The following is a 19,215-nucleotide window of genomic DNA, read 5'->3' as shown; positions in this document are numbered from 1 at the left end:
CTAGCAGGGTATAAAGCCCTGCTATTTTTTTAAAATTCAAATGCAAGGAGGGGCAAGGATTTGGAAAATATCATATTAATAGGCATGCCGGCATGTGGTAAAAGTACAATAGGTGTAGTACTTGCAAAGACAATGGGCATGCGGTTCTTAGATACAGATTTATTGATTCAGGAAAAAGAAGGTATTTTGCTGCAAGATTTAATCAACACAAAAGGAAATGACTATTTTAAGAAAGTGGAAGAATACGTGCTCCGCAGCATCAATGTAGAAAATACGATTATTTCAACCGGGGGAAGTGCTGTTTATTACCCAAAAGCAGTAGAGCATTTCAAGAAAAACGGTAAAATCGTATATATTAAGGTTTCCTATGAGACGATAAAGAACCGGCTCCAAAATATTACGACGAGAGGTATTACGATGGCTCCCGGTGAGACTTTAAAGGATTTGTATGATAAACGAATACCGCTTTATGAAGCAAGTGCAGATATTGTAGTAGAGGCAGACGGATTGACAGTAGAGCAGACGATTGAGGAAATTATAAAATTGATTTAAATAAAAGAAGAGGCTCTTTTACAAATGGATAGAATCCATTGGAAAGGAACCTCTTTGTTTTCTGATTGGTTTATGATCTATGAAAAATGAGCGGACTTTCTATCTGGATGCGGCAATTAAATCTTGAGCACTTTTGATGGTGGCTTCCGTAATATTTAAACCGCCCAACAGCCTAGCAATCTCTTCCACCTTTTCCTGTTCTGAGAGAGGTACTACAGTTGTATAAGTGCTTTCTTCATCCGAGTTCTTTACAATTTTAAAATTATACTGTCCGCAAGCGGTGATCTGAGGAAGATGTGTGATACAGATAATCTGGTGTTTCTGCGCAATTTCCTTTAATTTTTTCCCAACTACGCTTGCGGCCACACCGCTGATACCGGCATCGATTTCATCAAATATCATCGTAGGGATATTGTCATAATCACCGATAATTTTCTTAAAGGCAAGCATAATACGAGACATTTCACCGCCGGAAGCAATTTTAGCAAGAGGTTTAAGGGGTTCTCCCTTATTCGTGCTGATAAGGAATTCCACCAAGTCGATTCCGTTCGCTGTATAGCCCGATGGCTGTTCCGAAAAATCGATTTTAAATTCCGCACTATTGAAGCTGAGTTCAAGCAGCTGTTCTTTGAGCTTGTCTTCAAACTCGATAGCCGCTTCCTTTCTGAGTTTAGAAAGTCTCATGCAAGCCAGCTGAAGCTGCTCTTCATAAACGGAAATTTCATGTGAATATTTTTCTTTTGCTTCATCGATATTTTCAATAACCGATAAATCTTCTTCCAGTTTAGTTTGGTATTCCAATATTTTGTCGACGGAACCGCCGTATTTCAATTTGAGCTTATTGATGAGATCTATGCGAGATATTGCAGTGTCTAACTCTTCTTCCGAAAAGGTGATGTCATCTCTGATAGTGCGCACCTCATGGCAAATATCTTCCAGTTTATAATACACATCATTAAAATCAGAAAGCAATGCGGAAACGGCACTTGAAAAAGTCGCAATTTCTTGCAGCTTGTGATGAGCTTTGGATAGATTTTCTAAAACAGAAGGAGATTCCTCATAAACAGAGGTGTAAATGGCATTTAGATTGCTGTAAATTCGTTCGCTGTTTTGCAGAATCAAGAGTTGTGATTCAAGTTCTGCATCTTCCCCCGGAATCAGGCTGGCTTCCTTTATTTCTTTCAACTCAAAGGACATAAAGTCTCGTTTTCGTTGATATTCTGCCGCATTTGAAAGCAAGGTATGAAGTTTAGACGTCAATTCCTTATATTCCGCATATAGTTTTTCGACAAGCTCTTTAACGGGCAGAATCTCAGAACGATGATATAAATCCAATAAATTGATATGCAACTCCGGATCAAGCAAAGACTGATGATCATATTGCCCATGGATATCCGCCAGATGTTTGCACAAAGAATTTAAAAAAGAAACGGACACAATCTGATTATTGACTCTGCAAACACTTTTTCCTGTGGCCGAGATTTCACGCTTGATAACAATTTGATGCTCATCCACAGGGATATCATTTTCATTTAGCAAGTTCGCTGCTTTTTCTGAGCAATCTTCTATAACAAGCTGTATAATGGCCTTTTCTTTCCCAGAACGAACAAAAGCAGTATCTGCCCTGCTGCCGAGAGCAAGGCTTACTGCTTCAATAACGATTGATTTACCAGCACCGGTTTCGCCGGTAATAATATTTAATCCGTGATAAAAATCTACATCCATTTCATTAATAATGGCGAAGTCTTTTACTGTTAAATGAGAAATCATAAAAACCCTCACTTCAATCTTTCTATGCTAATAATTCAGTGAATTTTTCGACAAGAATAGGAACGTTTTCTAAATCATCTACAACAATCATAAGGGTATTGTCCCCTGCGATGGAACCAACCACATGCGGGAAGTTAAGCGAATCAATGGCTTCACCTGCCGCATTTGCACAGCCTGACAATGTTTTTATGATAATAAGGTTGTGGGAATAAGCAACACTTCTGATGGTTTCTTTAAAGATTTTTATAAATCGATCAGAAATCGGAGTTTCAATAGAATTGCCTAAGGCATACTTATATTTCCCTGTACTAGATAAAACTTTAATAAGTTGAAGTTCTTTGATATCCCGTGAAATTGTCGCCTGCGTGACATCAAAACCGCTGTCTTTTAATAAAGATGCAAGTTTTTCTTGAGTTTCGACTTCATATGTGCTGATAAGTTCAAGAATTTTGTTTTGCCTTGAATAACGCATATATTGTACCTCCGCGTATATTTATAGCTGTATTTAATACATTGTATGAATAATTATACCATATTATTTTGGATTATCAATAAGTATTTGTTAATATATATACAAATTTTACACGATTTTTACATAGAAAACGAGATAAGTATAAGGGCGAATACTTCCTGCCGTGCTACTTGGAAGCCAAAGTGGACAAACGTGTGTTTGTATGGTAAAATACTATATAATTATGGTAAAATAGTAGTGAATTGGAGAAACCATGCGGATATTAGGAATTGACCCAGGCTATGCCATCTTAGGGTATGGAATCGTTGAATTAAAAGGAAATCATTTTGAAGTTTGCGGATATGGTGCCATTACGACCGATGCGAAAATGGACATGACCGACCGGCTGAAATGTTTATATCATTCCCTTAGTGAGATCATCGCCCAGTATGAGCCGGACGAAGCCTCGATTGAAGAGCTGTTTTTCAACACCAATGTAAAAACAGCTATCATGGTAGGTCAGGCCAGAGGCGTTGCGATTCTTGCTTGTGCCAATTCAGGAATGAAAATATCCGAATATACGCCGTTACAGATTAAACAGGCCCTTGTCGGGTATGGACGAGCGGAAAAAAAGCAGATGCAAAGTATGGTAAAGACCATATTAAATTTGCAGCAAGTACCTAAGCCGGACGATACCGCCGATGCACTTGCAGCGGCCATTTGTCACGGACATTCGGCAAATGCCAGAAGAAGACTGGATAAAATTAAGAAATAGAGAAAATAGATACATAAGAAAATAAGTATCATATGAATGATATAGAATGACCGAAAACTAGGAGGACAATATGCTTCATTTTATAAAAGGAAAGCTGGCGATGCATTTTACCGGCGGCGTAGTGATTGAAACAGGTGGATTAGGTTACGAGGTTTATGTTCCTGACAATTCCTCCGTCTATTTAACCAAGGAAGGTGATGCCATCATGGTCTATACGGCGATGATTGTTCGGGAAGACGACATCAGCATCTACGGATTTGCGGACAAAGAAAGCTTAGGACTTTTTAGAAAGCTGATGACCGTAAACGGAGTAGGCGCAAAAGCAGCACTGTCCATTTTATCCGCATTGCCGGCAGGAGAACTTCAAAAAGCAATTATTTATGAAGATGCCGCTGCTTTAACAAAGGCCAATGGCATCGGAAAGAAGATCGCGCAGCGTATTGTTCTGGAATTGAAGGACAAGCTGGATGTTGCGGGTACTGTTACCGGAAGCGCAGCAGAAGTACAGACTGTGGGAAGTGTAAGTGAAAAGGGAGAAGCAGTCAATGCGCTTATGGCCTTGGGATACAGTAAAGGGGAAGCGGTAGAAGCTCTTGCAGGGGTTCCGGAAAATGATTTGAAGGTAGAAGAATATATAAAGAGAGCATTAAAGAGATTATCTTAGACATAGGAGCAGGTAAATGGAATTTATGGATTTTGATGAACGTGTGACATCAACCAATCAAAATAGAGACGATGAAGGGGTAGAATTGAGTTTACGGCCGAAAAAATTGGACGATTATATCGGCCAGAAAACGGCTACCGAAAACTTAAAGATATTCATTGAAGCGGCTCAGATGCGAAATGAACCGCTCGATCATGTGCTGTTCTACGGACCGCCCGGATTGGGAAAAACAACGCTGGCGGGTATCATTGCAAACGAACTTGGCGTTGATTTGCGGATCACTTCCGGCCCGGCCATTGAACGGGCAGGGGATTTAGCCGCAATCTTAACCAACCTCAATGAAAATGATGTTCTTTTTATCGATGAAATTCATCGGTTGAACCGTTCGGTTGAAGAAGTATTGTATTCGGCTATGGAAGATTATGCCTTGGATATTATCATCGGCAAAGGTCCTTCCGCCCGGTCGATCCGACTGGATTTGGCTAAATTTACGCTGATTGGAGCTACTACAAGAGCAGGGAACTTATCCGCTCCGCTTCGGGACCGTTTTGGTGTAGTAAGCAAATTTGAACTTTATACGATCGATGAATTAAAACAGATCATCAAGCGTTCTGCAAGCTTATTGAACATCAGCGTAGATGAAGCTTCTTTGGAAGAAATGGCAAAACGCTCAAGAGGTACGCCGAGAGTGTCTAACCGAATCTTAAAGCGAGTGCGTGATTTCAGCCAAGTCAAAGGCAGCGGAAGCATCGATTTAGAGATAACAAATGAAACGCTGGACTCTTTAGGCGTAGACGAATACGGTTTGGAGGGTTTGGATCGCGAGATTCTTCGAATGATTATTGAACGGTTTAAAGGGGGGCCGGTTGGTATTGATACCATCGCCGCTTCCATCGGTGAAGATCGAATTACCATAGAAGATGTGTATGAACCGTACTTGATACAATCCGGTTTTCTGCACCGGACACAAAAAGGCAGAATGGTTTCAGAACAGGCATACAAGCATTTAGGCATCGCACTTCCGGAATAGCCGGCTGCATCATTATAAGGTTAGGAATCTAGTTGTTTTAAATATTGAAGGAGTAAGAAATGAAATATACCGTAAAATATATTATGTCGACACTAGCTATACTTTTCGTCTTTGTATTCGTGTTTTCTGCCGCAAACATTCCATTTGCCCTGGCTGCTTCCTCCGATGAGCCGAACTATATTCGAATTGGATTAAAATATGGTTCTTCCTCTGCTGATACATATAATGTGACCTTTAAAGACGGTGTCATTTTAGGTTATGGAGATAACAACGGGTTTAATCAACAAGCTGTTTTTGATGACATTGTATTGGTATCTGTCAATCTTTCAGGCAGTCAAATCAGTCTGATCGGAACGAAAAACTCCGGAGAGAGTATCGATTTAATGGCTGGTCTAAGCGGAGTGAATTGTATCATGCCGACCGACTATGACGATGACGGAACGTTCGCTTTTTTAGGCAGTCAATATCGCGGAGGCATGGCTTTTAACATTACTTCAGGCAAGCTCACCATGATTAATCTCTTGCCGGTAGAAGAGTATTTATATGGTGTGATCAACGGCGAACTAAGCTGCTCCTATCCCATCGAAGCATTGAAGGCACAAGCCGTTGCTGCCAGAAGCTTTGCCATTGAGAAACTAGGGACTCATAACTCATATGGTTTTGATCTTTGCGATACGACTCACTGTCAAGTTTATAAGGGATATAATGACGAACATGATCAGACAACAGAAGCTGTAGACAAGACAAGAGGGGAAACCATAAAATATGAGGGTAAAACGGTTCCGGCCTTTTTCTACAAAAATAGCGGCGGATACACCCAAGACAGTGCAGATGTCTGGACTGGAGACGCCGGTTATTTAAAAGCGGTAAAGGATGAATACTCTCCGGTTTACTCCTGGTCTCAAACCTATACCGTTGATGAATTGGCAAGTAAGCTTACTTCTGCGGGATATGCGGTAGGAACGATTCAAAGTGTTGAAATCACGAAAAGAAATCAATCGGGAGCGGTTGACACGCTTCAGTTTACAGGCACATCGGGAACGGTGCAGCTGCAAAAAGAAAAAATAAGAACCGTGTTTGGTGCTTCTATAATAAAATCGAACATGTTTTCCTTCTCCGAATATCAAGCAGGTGCAAGTACCTCCAAGGAGGACTTTGAAGGCTATATTTGTCCGCAGAACAGTGCGAATATGATCAGTCTTTCTAAGAAAGCCTATGTGCTTGGAAAAGATGGCAAGATTACTTTAGTTGATACGGATAAACTGTATATTCATAATGGCAGTTCGACGACGAGAGTATCTGAGTTAGATAGTTCAGAACCTTCCGGCTCCGGTATGACAAAGGGGTTGGAAAGCGTATCTAGCGACAGCATAACGTTCTACGGATTAGGTTATGGTCATGGAGTAGGGTTGCCGCAGGACAGCGCAGTTGAAATGGCAAAAAGAGGTTTCACCTATGATGAAATCTTAAAATATTACTATACAGATATTACAATCGAATAAATTTTATGATATACTGTTAATTTGTCGTTCTGATGGAATAACAAATCATGGCCTTCCTGTTTTACGGGACAAAAGGCTGGGAAATGGAGATATTTAAATTCAATGCATATTACTGATTTTGATTATAATTTGCCGTCTGAGTTGATTGCTCAGAAACCAACGGATAAAAGAGATAATTCGAAGCTTTTGGTGGTTCACCGAGATACGGGAGAACTGGAACATAAACATTTTTATAATATATTAGAATACTTGAAACCAGGTGATTGCTTGGTATTAAACAATTCGAAGGTACTTCCTGCCAGACTTTTCGGAACGAAGGTAGGTACGGGGGCAAAAGTGGAATTTTTGCTTATTAAAAGACTGGAAGGGGATATTTGGGAGACGATGGTACGCCCCGGTAAGAGACTGAAGCCCGGTGATGTAGTCGACTTTGCAACCGAAGCAACCGCTAAGTTTCAAGCAGTTGTTGTAAATTATGGAGAAGAAGGAACCCGCCATGTTCGATTCGAATATGACGGAATTTTTCTGGAACGGCTGGAAGAATTAGGGAGTATGCCATTGCCTCCATACATCGAACGTGCCAGTGAAGAAGACGATAAGAACAGATATCAAACCGTGTATTGTAAGGAAGAAGGCTCTGTTGCGGCACCCACCGCGGGATTGCACTTTACAGATGAACTTCTGGAGAAAGCCCGAGCAATGGGCGTTCAATTGGCTTATGTGACGCTTCATGTAGGCATAGGAACGTTCCGGCCTGTTAAATGTGAAACTATTGAAGAGCATAAAATGCATTTTGAAGAGTATCATATAGATGAAGAAAATGCGCGCATTATTAATGAAACAAAAGCTTCTGGTCATCGGGTGATTTGTGTGGGGACCACTTCGTGCAGGACCATTGAAAGTGCTGCTGTGAAGGCGGCAGAAGGAAGCTCTGCAACATATGAACTAAAAGCAGGCGAAGGAAGTACGGGAATTTTTATCTATCCCGGCTATGAATTTAAAATAGTGGATTCCCTGATTACGAATTTTCATTTGCCTAAATCGACGCTGCTGATGCTGATTTCAGCGCTGTACGACCGAGAAAAAATTCTGAAGGTATATGCAACCGCAGTAGAAGAAAAATATCGATTTTTCAGCTATGGGGATGCGATGCTTATAATATGAGGAGAAATTTAAAGTATGAAACATGCAGTTACTTATGAACTGATAAAGACAGACAGTAAATCAAAAGCGAGAAGGGGACGGGTTCATACGCCGCACGGAACCATTGAAACGCCTGTATTCATGCCTGTAGGAACAGCGGCTACGGTAAAGGCGATGCGACCCGAAGAAGTCAAAGAAATGGGTGCACAGATTATTTTATCCAACACCTATCATCTCTATTTGAGACCGGGACATGAGATTGTCAAAGCTGCCGGCGGACTTCATAAATTCATGAATTGGGATAGAGCTATCTTGACAGACAGCGGCGGATTTCAGGTGTTCAGCTTAGGTGATCTCAGAAAGATTACAGAAGAAGGGGTAGAGTTCCGTTCTCATATTGACGGTTCGAAGCATATGCTTTCACCGGAAAAATCCATGGAAATACAAAATGCTCTTGGCTCCGATATCATGATGGCATTTGATGAATGCGCACCGTATCCGGCAGACAGAGCTTATGTGAAAAATTCCTTAGAAAGAACCACCAGATGGCTTCAGCGATGCAAAGACTATCATAAGGACATTGAACGGCAATCCTTGTTCGGCATCATGCAGGGCGGTATGTATCAGGACTTGCGCTACGAAAGTGCACAGCAGATTGTCGAGATGGATTTACCGGGCTATGCCATCGGTGGGTTAAGTGTTGGAGAACCGAAGCCTTTGATGCTGGAAGTATTGGATTATTGTGTAGATTATCTGCCGAAGGAAAAAGCGAGATATTTGATGGGGGTTGGAAGCCCGGACTATTTATTTGAAGGCGTAGAACGCGGTGTAGATATGTTTGACTGCGTACTCCCTACCAGAATCGCAAGGCACGGCATGGCGATGACTTCCCATGGCCGATTGAATATTAAAAATGCAAAATTTGAAAAGGACTTTACAACCCTTGATTCGGAATGTGATTGTTACACTTGCAGAAATTATTCCAGAGCCTATTTGAGACATCTATATAAAGCAGATGAAATTTTATCTTCCATGCTTTTGTCCAACCACAATTTGCATTTCCTTGTAAACATGATGGGTAATATTCGTAAGGCAATTGAAGAAGACCGATTCTTGGAATACAAAAAAGAATTCTACGATAAGTACGGCAGATTTTAGAGGGGAAAGAGGGATTCATGGAAATATGTAAGCATAATGATTATTGCGGAGGCTGTATTCATCAGGGTATTCCTTATGAAAAACAGGTGGAGATGAAGGGCAGAGAAGTCTTAAAATTGCTCACAGATAAGAAAATAGTCTGTAAAAACAATTTGGGAATCGTCGGCAGCCCGAAGCAATATGCCTATCGAAATAAGATGGAATACACCTTTGGGGACATGGTTAAAGACGGCGAAATGACCCTGGGCATGCACCAAAAGGGGCGGTTTATGTCCATCGTTACAGTAGATGAATGTCAGCTGGTTGATCCGGATTTTAATCTAATCTTAAGAGAAACCCTAGATTTTTGCAATGAAAAGGGTTATCGCTTTTACCATAAGAAATCCCATGAAGGGCTGATGAGGAATCTCATCATTCGAAAGGGAGAGAGAACAAATGAACTGTTAATTAACATCGTGACCTCTTCCCAGGAAGAGTTTGCTGAAGAAGCGTTCGTAGAGCGTATGCAAAGTCTGGAACTTTCCAACGAACTGGTGGGGATACTTCGAACCCTCAACGACGGACTGTCCGATGCTGTATACTGTGATGAACTGAAGACACTTTGGGGCAGAGACTCCTATATGGAAAAGATTATGGGGCTGGATTTCAAAGTCAGCGCATTTTCTTTCTTTCAGACCAACATCGAGGCGGTAGAACGGTTGTATACGGATGCTCTTAGTCTGATTGAGGATGTGGAAGGTAAGACGGTGTTCGACCTGTTCTGCGGAACCGGAACTATTACGCAGGCTCTTGCACTGCGAGCAAAGCTGGCTATTGGTGTGGAGCTGGTAGAAGAAGCAGTAGAAGCGGCGAAAGTCAATGCACAGCTAAACGGATTGGACAATTGCAAGTTTATCGCAGGTGATGTATTTGCGGTACTGGATAATATTGAAGAAAAACCGGATGTGATTGTGGTTGACCCGCCAAGAGTGGGAATCCAAAACAAGGCACTGGATAAAATCATCGCCTACGGTGTGAAACAGATTGTCTATGTATCTTGCAATCCGAAAACGCTGGCAATGAACTTGGAATATTTGCAGTTTTACGGATATGAAGTTAAATCATTGAAGGCGTATGATAATTTTCCGATGACGAAGCATACGGAATGTGTTTGCTTGTTGGAACGTTGAAAAATTAAGGTTCTGAGGATATTTTGTAATAAAAGTAACAGTTGATACCCTTGAGTATACGAAACAGATGACGAATTGTGTTTGATAATAAATAATAAATATTGACTACTGGATATTTTGGTTAGTAAAAATAGGGCAAAACCGATAAAAGTAAATATGGTTCTGCCCTTTTAAAATAGGCAAAAATATTGGGATTGTATATGCCGAAGTATTAGGTAGAGTGTTTACTTGTGAAATTTTAATTTAAATTATGAAGAATTTCAGAATAAAACCAAATGAACACTTGTTCGTTTGACTATTGTATGCTAAAATTATTGTGAATATTAAATTGAATTGGTTTGATGATGAATTATAAAATAGAAGGGATTGAGATTGTGAAAATGAAAAATGAAATTACAATTCGATCAAGTGCAGCAGAATATCTAACATATATTGCAGCAACAGGAGATGATCCTCAAAGTTTTGAAATGCGTTATGAAGATGAGAATATATGGGTTACTCAGAAGATGATGGCCGAATTATATAATGTAAATATCCGTACAATTAATGAGCATATTAAAAAGGTATATTTAGACAATGAGCTAGATGAAAGCTCAACTATCCGGAATTTCCGGATAGTTCAAATTGAAGGAAATAGAAATGTAACTAGAGAGTTAATGCATTATAGTCTGCAAATGATTATTGCGGTGGGATTTAAAGTGAATAATGAGAGAGCCATACAGTTCCGTAAATGGTCAAACCAAATCGTAAAGGATTACACCATAAAAGGCTTTGTAATGGACGATGAACGTTTGAGAAATGGCGGGTCTATTTTAACCGAACAGTATTTTGAAGAACAGCTTCAGCGAGTTCGTGAAATACGACTTAGCGAACGAAAATTCTATCAAAAGATTACTGATATATATGCGACCGCTGTTGATTACGATGTAAGCTCAAATGCTACAAAGCGTTTTTTTGCAACCGTTCAAAATAAGCTTCATTGGGCGATTCACGGTCAAACCGCATCAGAAATTATATATATACGAGCAGGCGCTGAAAAAACACATATGGGTCTAACTTCTTGGAAAGATGCACCAAATGGTAAAATTCAAAAATTTGATGTGTCTATTGCTAAAAATTATTTAACAGAATTTGAAATGTCACAACTTCAAAGGCTAGTTTCTGCATATTTGGATATTGCAGAGGATATGGCACTTAGACATATTCCAATGACAATGGAAGATTGGGAAATTAGATTGAATCGATTCATAGAAGCAACTGATAGGGAGGTCTTACAAGATGCTGGAAAGGTGACAGCTGAAATTGCCAAAGCCCATGCGGAAAGTGAATTTGAGAAATATCGTATTATTCAAGATAGGCTGTTTGAATCCGATTTTGATAGGCTAATAAATCAGAAAAATGATAAAGAATAGTTGCATTGTTTATGTAAGCAAAGCTTTTTAGAGGTAAGAATTATTTACCGCCAAGGAATCAATAGGATCTGCTAGCATCAATATTGAAACTTCACAGCATACGGAGTGTTGCTGCTTGCTTGAATGTACGTCAAGCGTTGAAAATAAAGGGGCTTAAGCACATTAGCAATAGCCATAAGTATTGAGACCCTTGATAATCGAATAAATAGTTGCATTATCCCACAACAAAACAGGACCTCCTGTCGTAATTACTATTCTACGATAGGAGGTCTTTTCGTCATTGTCCTTTTTTCTTGGATCTGTTCATTGTTCCGTAATTAAGCTTTCTACATCGTAAAGCCGTGGTGCCTTTATTCCGTACTTTCTGGCATCTGTAATAACTTCCTGTACGGCATAGCCAACTTTAAAGTGGTTATGCGCCACAAGCGCATAGGACATGCTTTTCGGAGAAAAAACAACGTGACTCATAAGAAAACTAACGACTTTCGGCGGCAGGCCGCACAACACTTTTGTCAAAAAATCAAGTTTTGAGCCCTTTGCTTTCAAAGCAGGGATCATTTCTTTCAAGTTCCGGCCTAATCCATCGAGCGCTTCGCGTGAAGAAATTACTTTTTCAAAACTGCCGCTTTTTAATACTTCTACTTCCATTGCAGCGTTGAACGCGAAGTGATTCCAGAGCCAACTTTTAACATCCTTTTGAACCATTATCTTAAAGCCTGCCCCAACAAAAAGCTTGCGGACCTCTAAATCTCTTTTGGTTGGCTCGGGTTCAAATGTTCCAAACTGAACTGTCTTGTAAAGCCCACCGTAAAGAGTGTTTCCTTCAAACCCGCCGCCGGCACCGGGGAAGCCATAAACAATTTGGCTACGCGGAATCGGCTGAACAGCCAATCGCGGGTCTTGCCAGAAGTTATTGAAAAAAAGGACTGTTGCATTTCCAACTCGCGGTGCTAGGTACTTCACCGCACTTGATACCTGTTCGGGGTTGACGCTCATAAAAATGAGGTCATAGTCGTGATTTTCCTTTATCTCTTCCTGCATAACAATAGGCCATTTTTCTTTGACCATCCGGTCTTTTTTGCTTTGCCTTGCATCCCATAGTTCTAAATTTATATAGGAGCCGTATTGTGCCTTCCTGCCTTCACGAACATAAAACTCAACGGTATGGCCAGCATTTTCAAACGCCCAGGCGTACTGTGTTCCTATGACACCGCGCCCAAAGAAAAGTATTTTCATAAAGCATCCTCCTAAATAAACACGTGTTGACTTTTCAACACGTGTTTAATATCCTTATCATACTGATTTGTGGAGAGAGTTTCAATAGTTATAGTTGCCCCAACTGTTGAGAACTCAACACATTGTGCTAATTTGTTGAATATCTGGAGGAAAACTTTATGGATAGAAGAATACAAAAAACAAGGCAGTTGATTATGAATACCTTCATCGGCCTTTTGGCTGAAAAAGGATTTGAGAAAATAACCATCAATGACATTGCCGAACGCGCCAACATAAACCGAGGGACTTTTTATCTACATTATGTGGATAAATTCGACTTGCTTGACAAATGCATAGAAACGTATGTCGAGCTGCTGCTGAATCACTGTGCCGATACTGCTGATACCACTCTAAACACAAGCGCCTTTCAAAGCATCTTTGAATATTTGGAGAAAAATTTTACGATATACAAGCTGCTTCTGAGCAATGAGTGCTTCGGACTTTTCAGCAGCCGTTTATATGCCGTCCTTGCGCAGACAGTCACCGAGGTGATCGGTATAAAGTCAGAAAACAACGCGTTTTTAAATGATGTTACCACTCATTTTTTGACGTCCGGGTTTATTGGTGTATTGGAATGGTGGATCAATAATTCTATGCCCTGTAATGTGCAGCAAATTACTACGCAGCTCCTGTTTTTGCTGGAACCATACACCAAGCACCTTGTAGCACGCTAAACTAATTTGCTGATAATATTTTTACTATTAACTTGAATTGTAATGCAAAAGTAGGCATCAAATCGACTAAAAAAGACCTATCCAGGCGACTCTATCCAAAATATAGGCTTCCGCCAAGGGGATACCAGACGTGTACGGCATCTTTTTTATATCCTCAAGGCATACAGAAGTTGTAGCCCTGTTGCAACGTTAAAATTGTTAATGGTTGAAAATGAGTAATAAACCTTGGAGCGTAAGAGCAATTTCGCTTTTACACTCTTTTTTCTTAGAGTAACTAAAAAATCTTAATAATGAGGAGGCTATTTTCATGAAAGGGATTATTAAAGAAATAAAATAAAGAATGAGATTCTTTAACTAAAGCTAAATAAATATTAAAGCTCATAGTATGCTGAAGGTTTTACTATTGCAGTTGCATTATAATAATCGAAATATATTCTGTAAATATATGTGTAAAATGGAGGTTTTATGTGGTAAATTGGCAGGAAAAGTTATACAATTAAAATCACAATGTTATTTATATCGTTATCTCGATTGGGAGGTATTCCAGTACCAATATAATTACCTCATCAAATTACGAACGATTTGGAGCTGGTGCTATTAATTATAAACATAATAAAGCTTTTCAAGAGGCATTAGACAGAATTTTGGATACTTATTTAAAACATAGAGAAACTTTACCTATATGTACATGAAGGTTTTTTATATGAGGAAACGAATCAGACATAAAGATGAGCCTATCGTGCCACGTGAAGTGAATAATAGGCATCTCTTTTTCTATGTTTTATGTCGAATGGTAAAGTTTGAATATGGATGAGATGAATACTAAATCAAATTGGGAGGAACATAAAAGTGGGTAAGAATAGTCTTGAGGAAAAAGTTTTAGATTACTGGTTTACATTAGAATTCCTGGGTCAAGACAAATACCCTCAAAAGGAATTAACAGATGCGTTAAATGGAGTAAAAAGCCTTAAGACAAAGCTTTCAAAAGGTGAAAAAGGATATAAATCAACGTTTGATTTCTTTGAACTTTGTCCACAAGATAATATTTACAAAGCTATGCGGCAAGAGGCAGAACAATGCCACATGAAAAAATGGGGTAATGTCACAATTTACATTGGAAAAGTGAAGCGTGAGTCGTGCATAGAATGTATTGCAAAAAAAATGCCTTTTGAAAACGGAAAGGATGATAGACCAGAAAAAAGTTTTGATGAAATTGCTTGTGTCAGTCTGCAACTTACACCTGAAGGCAAGTATATTGAACATTCGCTGTCGTTGTCTACAATTGTTTGGGCAATGAAACAGATGAAAAAATGCACTGGAAAGATCTCAGATTGCCTAGGTGAATCTGAGTATTCATCAGTGATTGAAGAAATGGAAAAGAAATTCTTCTCTGAGAAAAATACACAAAAACTTAAGGGGAGTGCTACCATTTCTGACGAAGAAACGGAAGAAGCTCCTGAGATTGACTCTAAGAAATCAATGCAAGAGTTTGATGCTGACGCAGTACAGATTACTGTTTTGGAGGAAATCTATAAGCATATTGAGAAAACATATTTCAATGAGACTGTCGAGCAGATTGACGGAGCAGATCCATATGAGTTGATCATCGGAATTTCTTTTCAAATGTTTGTCGATGAGGATACGAAAAATAAAGAGGATGAAGACAACTACTTAGGACTGAGCCATGACTATTTTTCAGATGATTTAAAGATGATTCTAAATAAAATTAGAGGTGGCGATAGGAGCATACCAAAATATTTGCTTGATTACATTTCTAGTACTCATGATGCAGTGAAAAACCCTAAGGAAAAGAAACGGATAGATCTTGTACATCCTTCTGATGAAGCTTTATTTGAGAGACAAGTGCAGGAAATATTGAATGTTAAGAATGCGCCAATAGGCAAGTGGCCATCTAAGTTTATGCCTGCATTTATGCAGCAGATAGCGATAAACCTTGCAATAAAAAAAGGTACTTCAGAACTTTTCCAAGAAAATGGTGAAATTTTTTCTGTAAATGGCCCCCCAGGGACTGGAAAAACTACACTGCTGAAAGAAATTGTAGTAAGCAACATAATTGAACGGGCACTTCTTATGTCTAAATTTGATAATCCAGAGGATGCTTTTATTGAGCATACATTTACACATGGATCAAAACAAAATAGAGCCTATTCGCAATATACACAACATTGGTATTCATTAAAGGATGATAGAATTAACGATTTCAGTGTATTGGTGACTTCATGCAATAATGCTGCTGTAGAAAATATATCAAAAGAACTTCCATTAGGAAGTGGGATCCTGAAGGATTTGAAAGCAACTGATGATGATTCTGATGAAGTGAAAGCAGTTCTTAGCGAAGTAAGTGATTTGTTCGATTTTTCCAAATCATTTGAAACCGAGTCTTATGAAAAGAATTCAGTTGAGTATCCAGAGGTTTATTTTACATATTATGCGCAAAAGCTACTAGATGAAAATGATGTTTGGGGACTTGTAGCAGCATCGCTTGGGAAGAAGAAAAATATACGTGACTTTTACAGGTCAGTTTTATCTCCTTTAAGATGGGATTTCTATCCCAAAAAGGACTCGGCGGCAAAAAGGCTTCCAAAATACAAAGCGGCTAAAGAGAAATTTATTGCCCAAGAAAAACTGGTACATGAGATTCAGGAGCAGATAGGTCATATCTGCAATCTGTCGATAGATCAATCTAAACTAAAACAAGAAATAGCACAGGCCGAAAATGATTACAGTCTGTATTTGTCGGTAAGTAGGACAAGGAAAGATGATATCAAAAGAGAAGTTGAAAAAGTACAGACTAAATTAACAGAAAAAGCAGAAGAAAGCAACGGTATTTCGGCTGAAAAGAAAATACTAGAAGAAAAGAAAGTGGAGTTGGAACATCAGAAGCAGGAAGGAGAGAAGAAGGTTACTGCTCTAAGGCTGGAGGCTTTTAAAGTTCTCAACTCTATCGGGAAAAGACCATTACTATTTCGTAAAGCTGAGTATGATCAGAAGCTTCAGTACGCACAGAAGGTAGCAGCAGATTATGATAAACAAGCGGAAAAACAGGCCTCAAAAAACGCGGAAATATCCGCTGATCTCCAGAGAATAGTAGTTGAATGGAAAGCTACCACATCTAAATTAATTACAGTTATAGAGGCACTGACCGGTCTAAAAACAGATATCCAAAAGCTGGATTCTGAGTCAGCTGAAATAGATACAACATTGGAATATAAACAACAGGTATTAGAAGGTACAAAAGAAGCATTTGAAAAAACTATCTCAGAATACAGTGCAGCACTTAAAGGTTTAAATGATGGAAAGGAATTGAATAAAGATTTTGTCAGAGAGTTGTTATCTGAAGACATTAATACTTCAACAGATGCGCAGATCACTAATCCTTGGTTTACACAAAGGTATAATCGCGAAAGAGAAAAGTTATTTTACTATGCAATGAAAACGAATAAGGAATTCATTCTGTCATCCAAGAAGTGCCGAGATAATTTCACTTCATTGGCCCACTATTGGGGATTACAGATGGGCGATGAAAAGGAGAAGATTGTGTTCCACAAAGAGGATCGAGAGGCATGTGTAGGTGCGTTATATCAGACACTTTTCCTTCTTGTGCCAGTGATTTCTACAACATTTGCATCTGTCGGAACATTCTTAAGAGATGTGAAGGGCAGTAAGGTAATAGGTACATTGATTGTGGATGAGGCCGGACAGGCGCAGCCACAGATGGCTGTAGGAGCGTTATATAGGAGTAGAAAGGCAGTCATTGTTGGGGATCCTAAGCAGGTGGAGCCTGTTGTGACGGATGACCTTAAACTTTTGAAAAAGGTTTTTGACGATGCCGATTTGAAACCGTATACATCAAGTAAAACTATTTCTGTTCAAAGCTGTGCGGATGAAATGAATGTATTTGGAACTTACTTGGATAATCCGGAACATCCTGATTTTCCTGATTGGGTAGGGTGTCCACTTCTTGTTCATAGAAGGTGCATTTCGCCAATGTATGAGATTTCAAACACTATCTCATATAACGGAATTATGAAACAGAAGACTGGTCAACCCAATGCTGAATTAATGGAATCCTTTATATACGAGAAGTCACAGTGGATCCAGATTGATGGAAAAGAAAAGGGAGACAAGAACCATTTTGTAGTAGCACAAGCAGACAAGGTTTGTGAAATGCTGGAGATAGCCTTTGAAAAGAAGGAGTTTCCAAGCTTGTATATTATTTCACCATTTACAACCGTGGTTTCTGGAATTCGTTTTTACATACGGACGTATAGAAAGAGTCATCCAACATCTAAGCTAGCGAAAAGCCAGATGTTTGATGAATGGCTCTTAAAAAATATCGGAACAGTACATACATTCCAGGGCAAAGAAGCCAATGAAGTGATTTTCTTGTTGGGTTGTGATGGAAGCAAGGACGCCGAGGGTGCCATTGGGTGGGTAAATAATAATATAGTAAATGTGGCTGCAACAAGGGCAAAATTCAGACTTTATATTATTGGAGATGCTATAATATGGTCTGGTAATGACAATCTTCGTACGGCAAAGAATATCATGGATACATTTGCCATTAAGGAAATACACTCCATCATGACTGATGAAGAGATGGATGACGCATCCAGGGAGAATGCATTAAATCACGCAATTAAAGGACTGCCATCGGTTTCAGCATTTCCAGCGGAAGAGACGCAAGGCGAGAATGGGATAACCGAATACAGTGTAAACACAGATGGCTTAATGGTTGGCTTGGAGACACACAGTTTTATGAAGGAGCCTTTTACACCAGAGCAGTTAATTAAATTTGGTTTTTCAAGCCAGGATGAGATCTCAAAGCTAAATCCTAAGGTTAGGAAGAACCTAGAACTGGGAATGAGATTGTTTTATTTCTTCCAACCAATATATGAGATTAACAAGGACTTTGATGCATCATGCTGTGCAATTCTTTTCTGTAAGGCGATGGAACTTCAAATGAAAGGGTGTTTTAAAGAGGGAATACAACATGCATTGCCGGATTACGAGATTAAAGGAAAAGGAAAAGGCAGAGAACGAGTTAAACTCAAGGACGCACAACCAAATGAGCTGACATTGGGTACGTTTCAGTATGTTATTAACAAAAACATTCCTGCACTTAGCCGGAAAATGAAAATGCTGGAGGCCTCTATATATGATGAGAAGTGGTGGAGCGAGTTTTATAAAAAACTGTCATCATGCACAGACAAGAGGAACAAATGCTGCCACGATGGTTTGTTCGAGTGGAAGCATTTATCTCAGTTACTGTCAGATATGTTCATGGAAAGTGGGAATTCGCCTAAAATAGCGGGTTTGATGTTTGAAAGTCAAATTGGGGAAAAGCTGAAATCTGCTCTCTGTATATCTGGTGACGGAAGCAAGGAGAAACCGTGGAAGAAAAATTAGATGTATGATAAAGAATGGCTGTTGAATAGCACCTGCAGAAAAGTTAAACTACCTAACAAATTTTCACGGTTTAGAAATACTATTCAAAAGAATATCCTGCCGCCAAGGCCCCACTAGGCTCAAACCACATCATTTTTGACTACCCAAGGCATACGGAGGTAGTTTGTTTGTTGGAATGTAGCAAAAGCATTGAAAAATAAAGGACTTGGT

14 protein-coding genes are annotated in these 19,215 nt (G+C 39.4%); 11 read left to right on the top strand and 3 right to left on the bottom strand.

Going from position 1 to position 19,215, the window contains the following annotated elements; all coding sequences use genetic code 11:
- The first annotated feature begins 60 nt into the window (after nucleotides 1–60).
- On the top strand, nucleotides 61–552 hold the full coding sequence (locus JYB65_RS04765) for a shikimate kinase (RefSeq protein ID WP_245156572.1): 492 nt from the start codon (nucleotides 61–63) through the stop codon (nucleotides 550–552).
- 99 nt (nucleotides 553–651) lie between these two features.
- Here JYB65_RS04765 and recN read toward each other — a convergent pair whose 3' ends face one another.
- Nucleotides 652–2,322: a DNA repair protein RecN gene (gene recN, locus JYB65_RS04760; protein ID WP_206581451.1), complete on the bottom strand. Its 1,671-nt coding sequence runs from the start codon at nucleotides 2,320–2,322 to the stop codon at nucleotides 652–654.
- Nucleotides 2,323–2,344: 22 nt separating this feature from the next.
- A complete protein-coding gene (locus tag JYB65_RS04755) occupies nucleotides 2,345–2,794 on the bottom strand; it encodes an arginine repressor (protein WP_206581450.1) in 450 nt (149 codons plus the stop codon).
- A 253-nt stretch (nucleotides 2,795–3,047) separates the two neighbouring features.
- Between JYB65_RS04755 and ruvC the strand changes: the two genes are divergently transcribed.
- The 8 genes from ruvC (at nucleotide 3,048) to JYB65_RS04715 (ending at nucleotide 11,626) form a co-directional block, all read left to right on the top strand.
- Complete coding sequence (gene ruvC / locus JYB65_RS04750; RefSeq protein ID WP_206581449.1) at nucleotides 3,048–3,548, top strand: crossover junction endodeoxyribonuclease RuvC; 501 nt, start codon at nucleotides 3,048–3,050, stop codon at nucleotides 3,546–3,548.
- 70 nt (nucleotides 3,549–3,618) lie between these two features.
- On the top strand, nucleotides 3,619–4,212 hold the full coding sequence (gene ruvA / locus JYB65_RS04745) for a Holliday junction branch migration protein RuvA (RefSeq protein WP_206581448.1): 594 nt from the start codon (nucleotides 3,619–3,621) through the stop codon (nucleotides 4,210–4,212).
- 25 nt (nucleotides 4,213–4,237) lie between these two features.
- Nucleotides 4,238–5,242, top strand: coding sequence for a Holliday junction branch migration DNA helicase RuvB (gene ruvB, locus JYB65_RS04740; RefSeq protein ID WP_245156604.1), 1,005 nt, complete (start codon nucleotides 4,238–4,240; stop codon nucleotides 5,240–5,242).
- 59 nt (nucleotides 5,243–5,301) lie between these two features.
- Entirely contained in the window at nucleotides 5,302–6,744 is a 1,443-nt protein-coding gene (locus JYB65_RS04735; protein WP_206581446.1) for a SpoIID/LytB domain-containing protein, read from the top strand.
- Nucleotides 6,745–6,846: 102 nt separating this feature from the next.
- Complete coding sequence (gene queA, locus JYB65_RS04730) at nucleotides 6,847–7,908, top strand: tRNA preQ1(34) S-adenosylmethionine ribosyltransferase-isomerase QueA (protein WP_206581445.1); 1,062 nt, start codon at nucleotides 6,847–6,849, stop codon at nucleotides 7,906–7,908.
- 15 nt (nucleotides 7,909–7,923) lie between these two features.
- Nucleotides 7,924–9,045 carry a tRNA guanosine(34) transglycosylase Tgt gene (gene tgt / locus JYB65_RS04725; protein ID WP_206581444.1) on the top strand — a complete coding sequence of 374 codons (1,122 nt, stop codon included), beginning with the start codon at nucleotides 7,924–7,926 and terminating at the stop codon, nucleotides 9,043–9,045.
- A 17-nt stretch (nucleotides 9,046–9,062) separates the two neighbouring features.
- A complete protein-coding gene (rlmD, locus tag JYB65_RS04720) occupies nucleotides 9,063–10,214 on the top strand; it encodes a 23S rRNA (uracil(1939)-C(5))-methyltransferase RlmD (protein ID WP_206581443.1) in 1,152 nt (383 codons plus the stop codon).
- Nucleotides 10,215–10,594: 380 nt separating this feature from the next.
- The gene (locus JYB65_RS04715; RefSeq protein ID WP_206581442.1) at nucleotides 10,595–11,626 is read left to right on the top strand and encodes a virulence RhuM family protein; all 1,032 of its coding nucleotides are present in this window, start codon (nucleotides 10,595–10,597) and stop codon (nucleotides 11,624–11,626) included.
- A 303-nt stretch (nucleotides 11,627–11,929) separates the two neighbouring features.
- On the opposite strand, the gene JYB65_RS04710 is transcribed toward JYB65_RS04715, so the two are convergent.
- A complete protein-coding gene (locus tag JYB65_RS04710; RefSeq protein WP_206581441.1) occupies nucleotides 11,930–12,862 on the bottom strand; it encodes a ketopantoate reductase family protein in 933 nt (310 codons plus the stop codon).
- A gap of 158 nt (nucleotides 12,863–13,020) precedes the next feature.
- Here JYB65_RS04710 and JYB65_RS04705 point away from each other — a divergent pair, with 158 nt between their 5' ends.
- Both JYB65_RS04705 and JYB65_RS04700 read left to right on the top strand, forming a co-directional pair.
- Entirely contained in the window at nucleotides 13,021–13,575 is a 555-nt protein-coding gene (locus JYB65_RS04705) for a TetR/AcrR family transcriptional regulator (protein ID WP_206581440.1), read from the top strand.
- An 849-nt stretch (nucleotides 13,576–14,424) separates the two neighbouring features.
- On the top strand, nucleotides 14,425–19,005 hold the full coding sequence (locus tag JYB65_RS04700) for a DEAD/DEAH box helicase (RefSeq protein WP_342366618.1): 4,581 nt from the start codon (nucleotides 14,425–14,427) through the stop codon (nucleotides 19,003–19,005).
- Nucleotides 19,006–19,215: the final 210 nt, after the last annotated feature.

Origin of the sequence: Clostridium aminobutyricum, assembly GCF_017255415.1 — a bacterium.
Taxonomy (GTDB): Bacteria; Bacillota; Clostridia; order Peptostreptococcales; family Anaerovoracaceae; genus Aminipila; species Aminipila aminobutyrica.
This window is presented reverse-complemented; position numbering and strand designations above follow the sequence as displayed.

Bases quoted from the DNA above. Each gene is read 5' to 3' on its own strand.
- recN (WP_206581451.1), bottom strand. From the start codon at position 2,322: ATGATTTCTCATTTAACAGTAAAAGACTTCGCCATTATTAATGAAATG.
- JYB65_RS04755 (WP_206581450.1), bottom strand. From the start codon at position 2,794: ATGCGTTATTCAAGGCAAAACAAAATTCTTGAACTTATCAGCACATAT.
- ruvC (WP_206581449.1), top strand. From the start codon at position 3,048: ATGCGGATATTAGGAATTGACCCAGGCTATGCCATCTTAGGGTATGGA.
- ruvA (WP_206581448.1), top strand. From the start codon at position 3,619: ATGCTTCATTTTATAAAAGGAAAGCTGGCGATGCATTTTACCGGCGGC.
- ruvB (WP_245156604.1), top strand. From the start codon at position 4,238: ATGGATTTTGATGAACGTGTGACATCAACCAATCAAAATAGAGACGAT.
- JYB65_RS04735 (WP_206581446.1), top strand. From the start codon at position 5,302: ATGAAATATACCGTAAAATATATTATGTCGACACTAGCTATACTTTTC.
- queA (WP_206581445.1), top strand. From the start codon at position 6,847: ATGCATATTACTGATTTTGATTATAATTTGCCGTCTGAGTTGATTGCT.
- tgt (WP_206581444.1), top strand. From the start codon at position 7,924: ATGAAACATGCAGTTACTTATGAACTGATAAAGACAGACAGTAAATCA.
- rlmD (WP_206581443.1), top strand. From the start codon at position 9,063: ATGGAAATATGTAAGCATAATGATTATTGCGGAGGCTGTATTCATCAG.
- JYB65_RS04715 (WP_206581442.1), top strand. From the start codon at position 10,595: ATGAAAAATGAAATTACAATTCGATCAAGTGCAGCAGAATATCTAACA.
- JYB65_RS04710 (WP_206581441.1), bottom strand. From the start codon at position 12,862: ATGAAAATACTTTTCTTTGGGCGCGGTGTCATAGGAACACAGTACGCC.
- JYB65_RS04705 (WP_206581440.1), top strand. From the start codon at position 13,021: ATGGATAGAAGAATACAAAAAACAAGGCAGTTGATTATGAATACCTTC.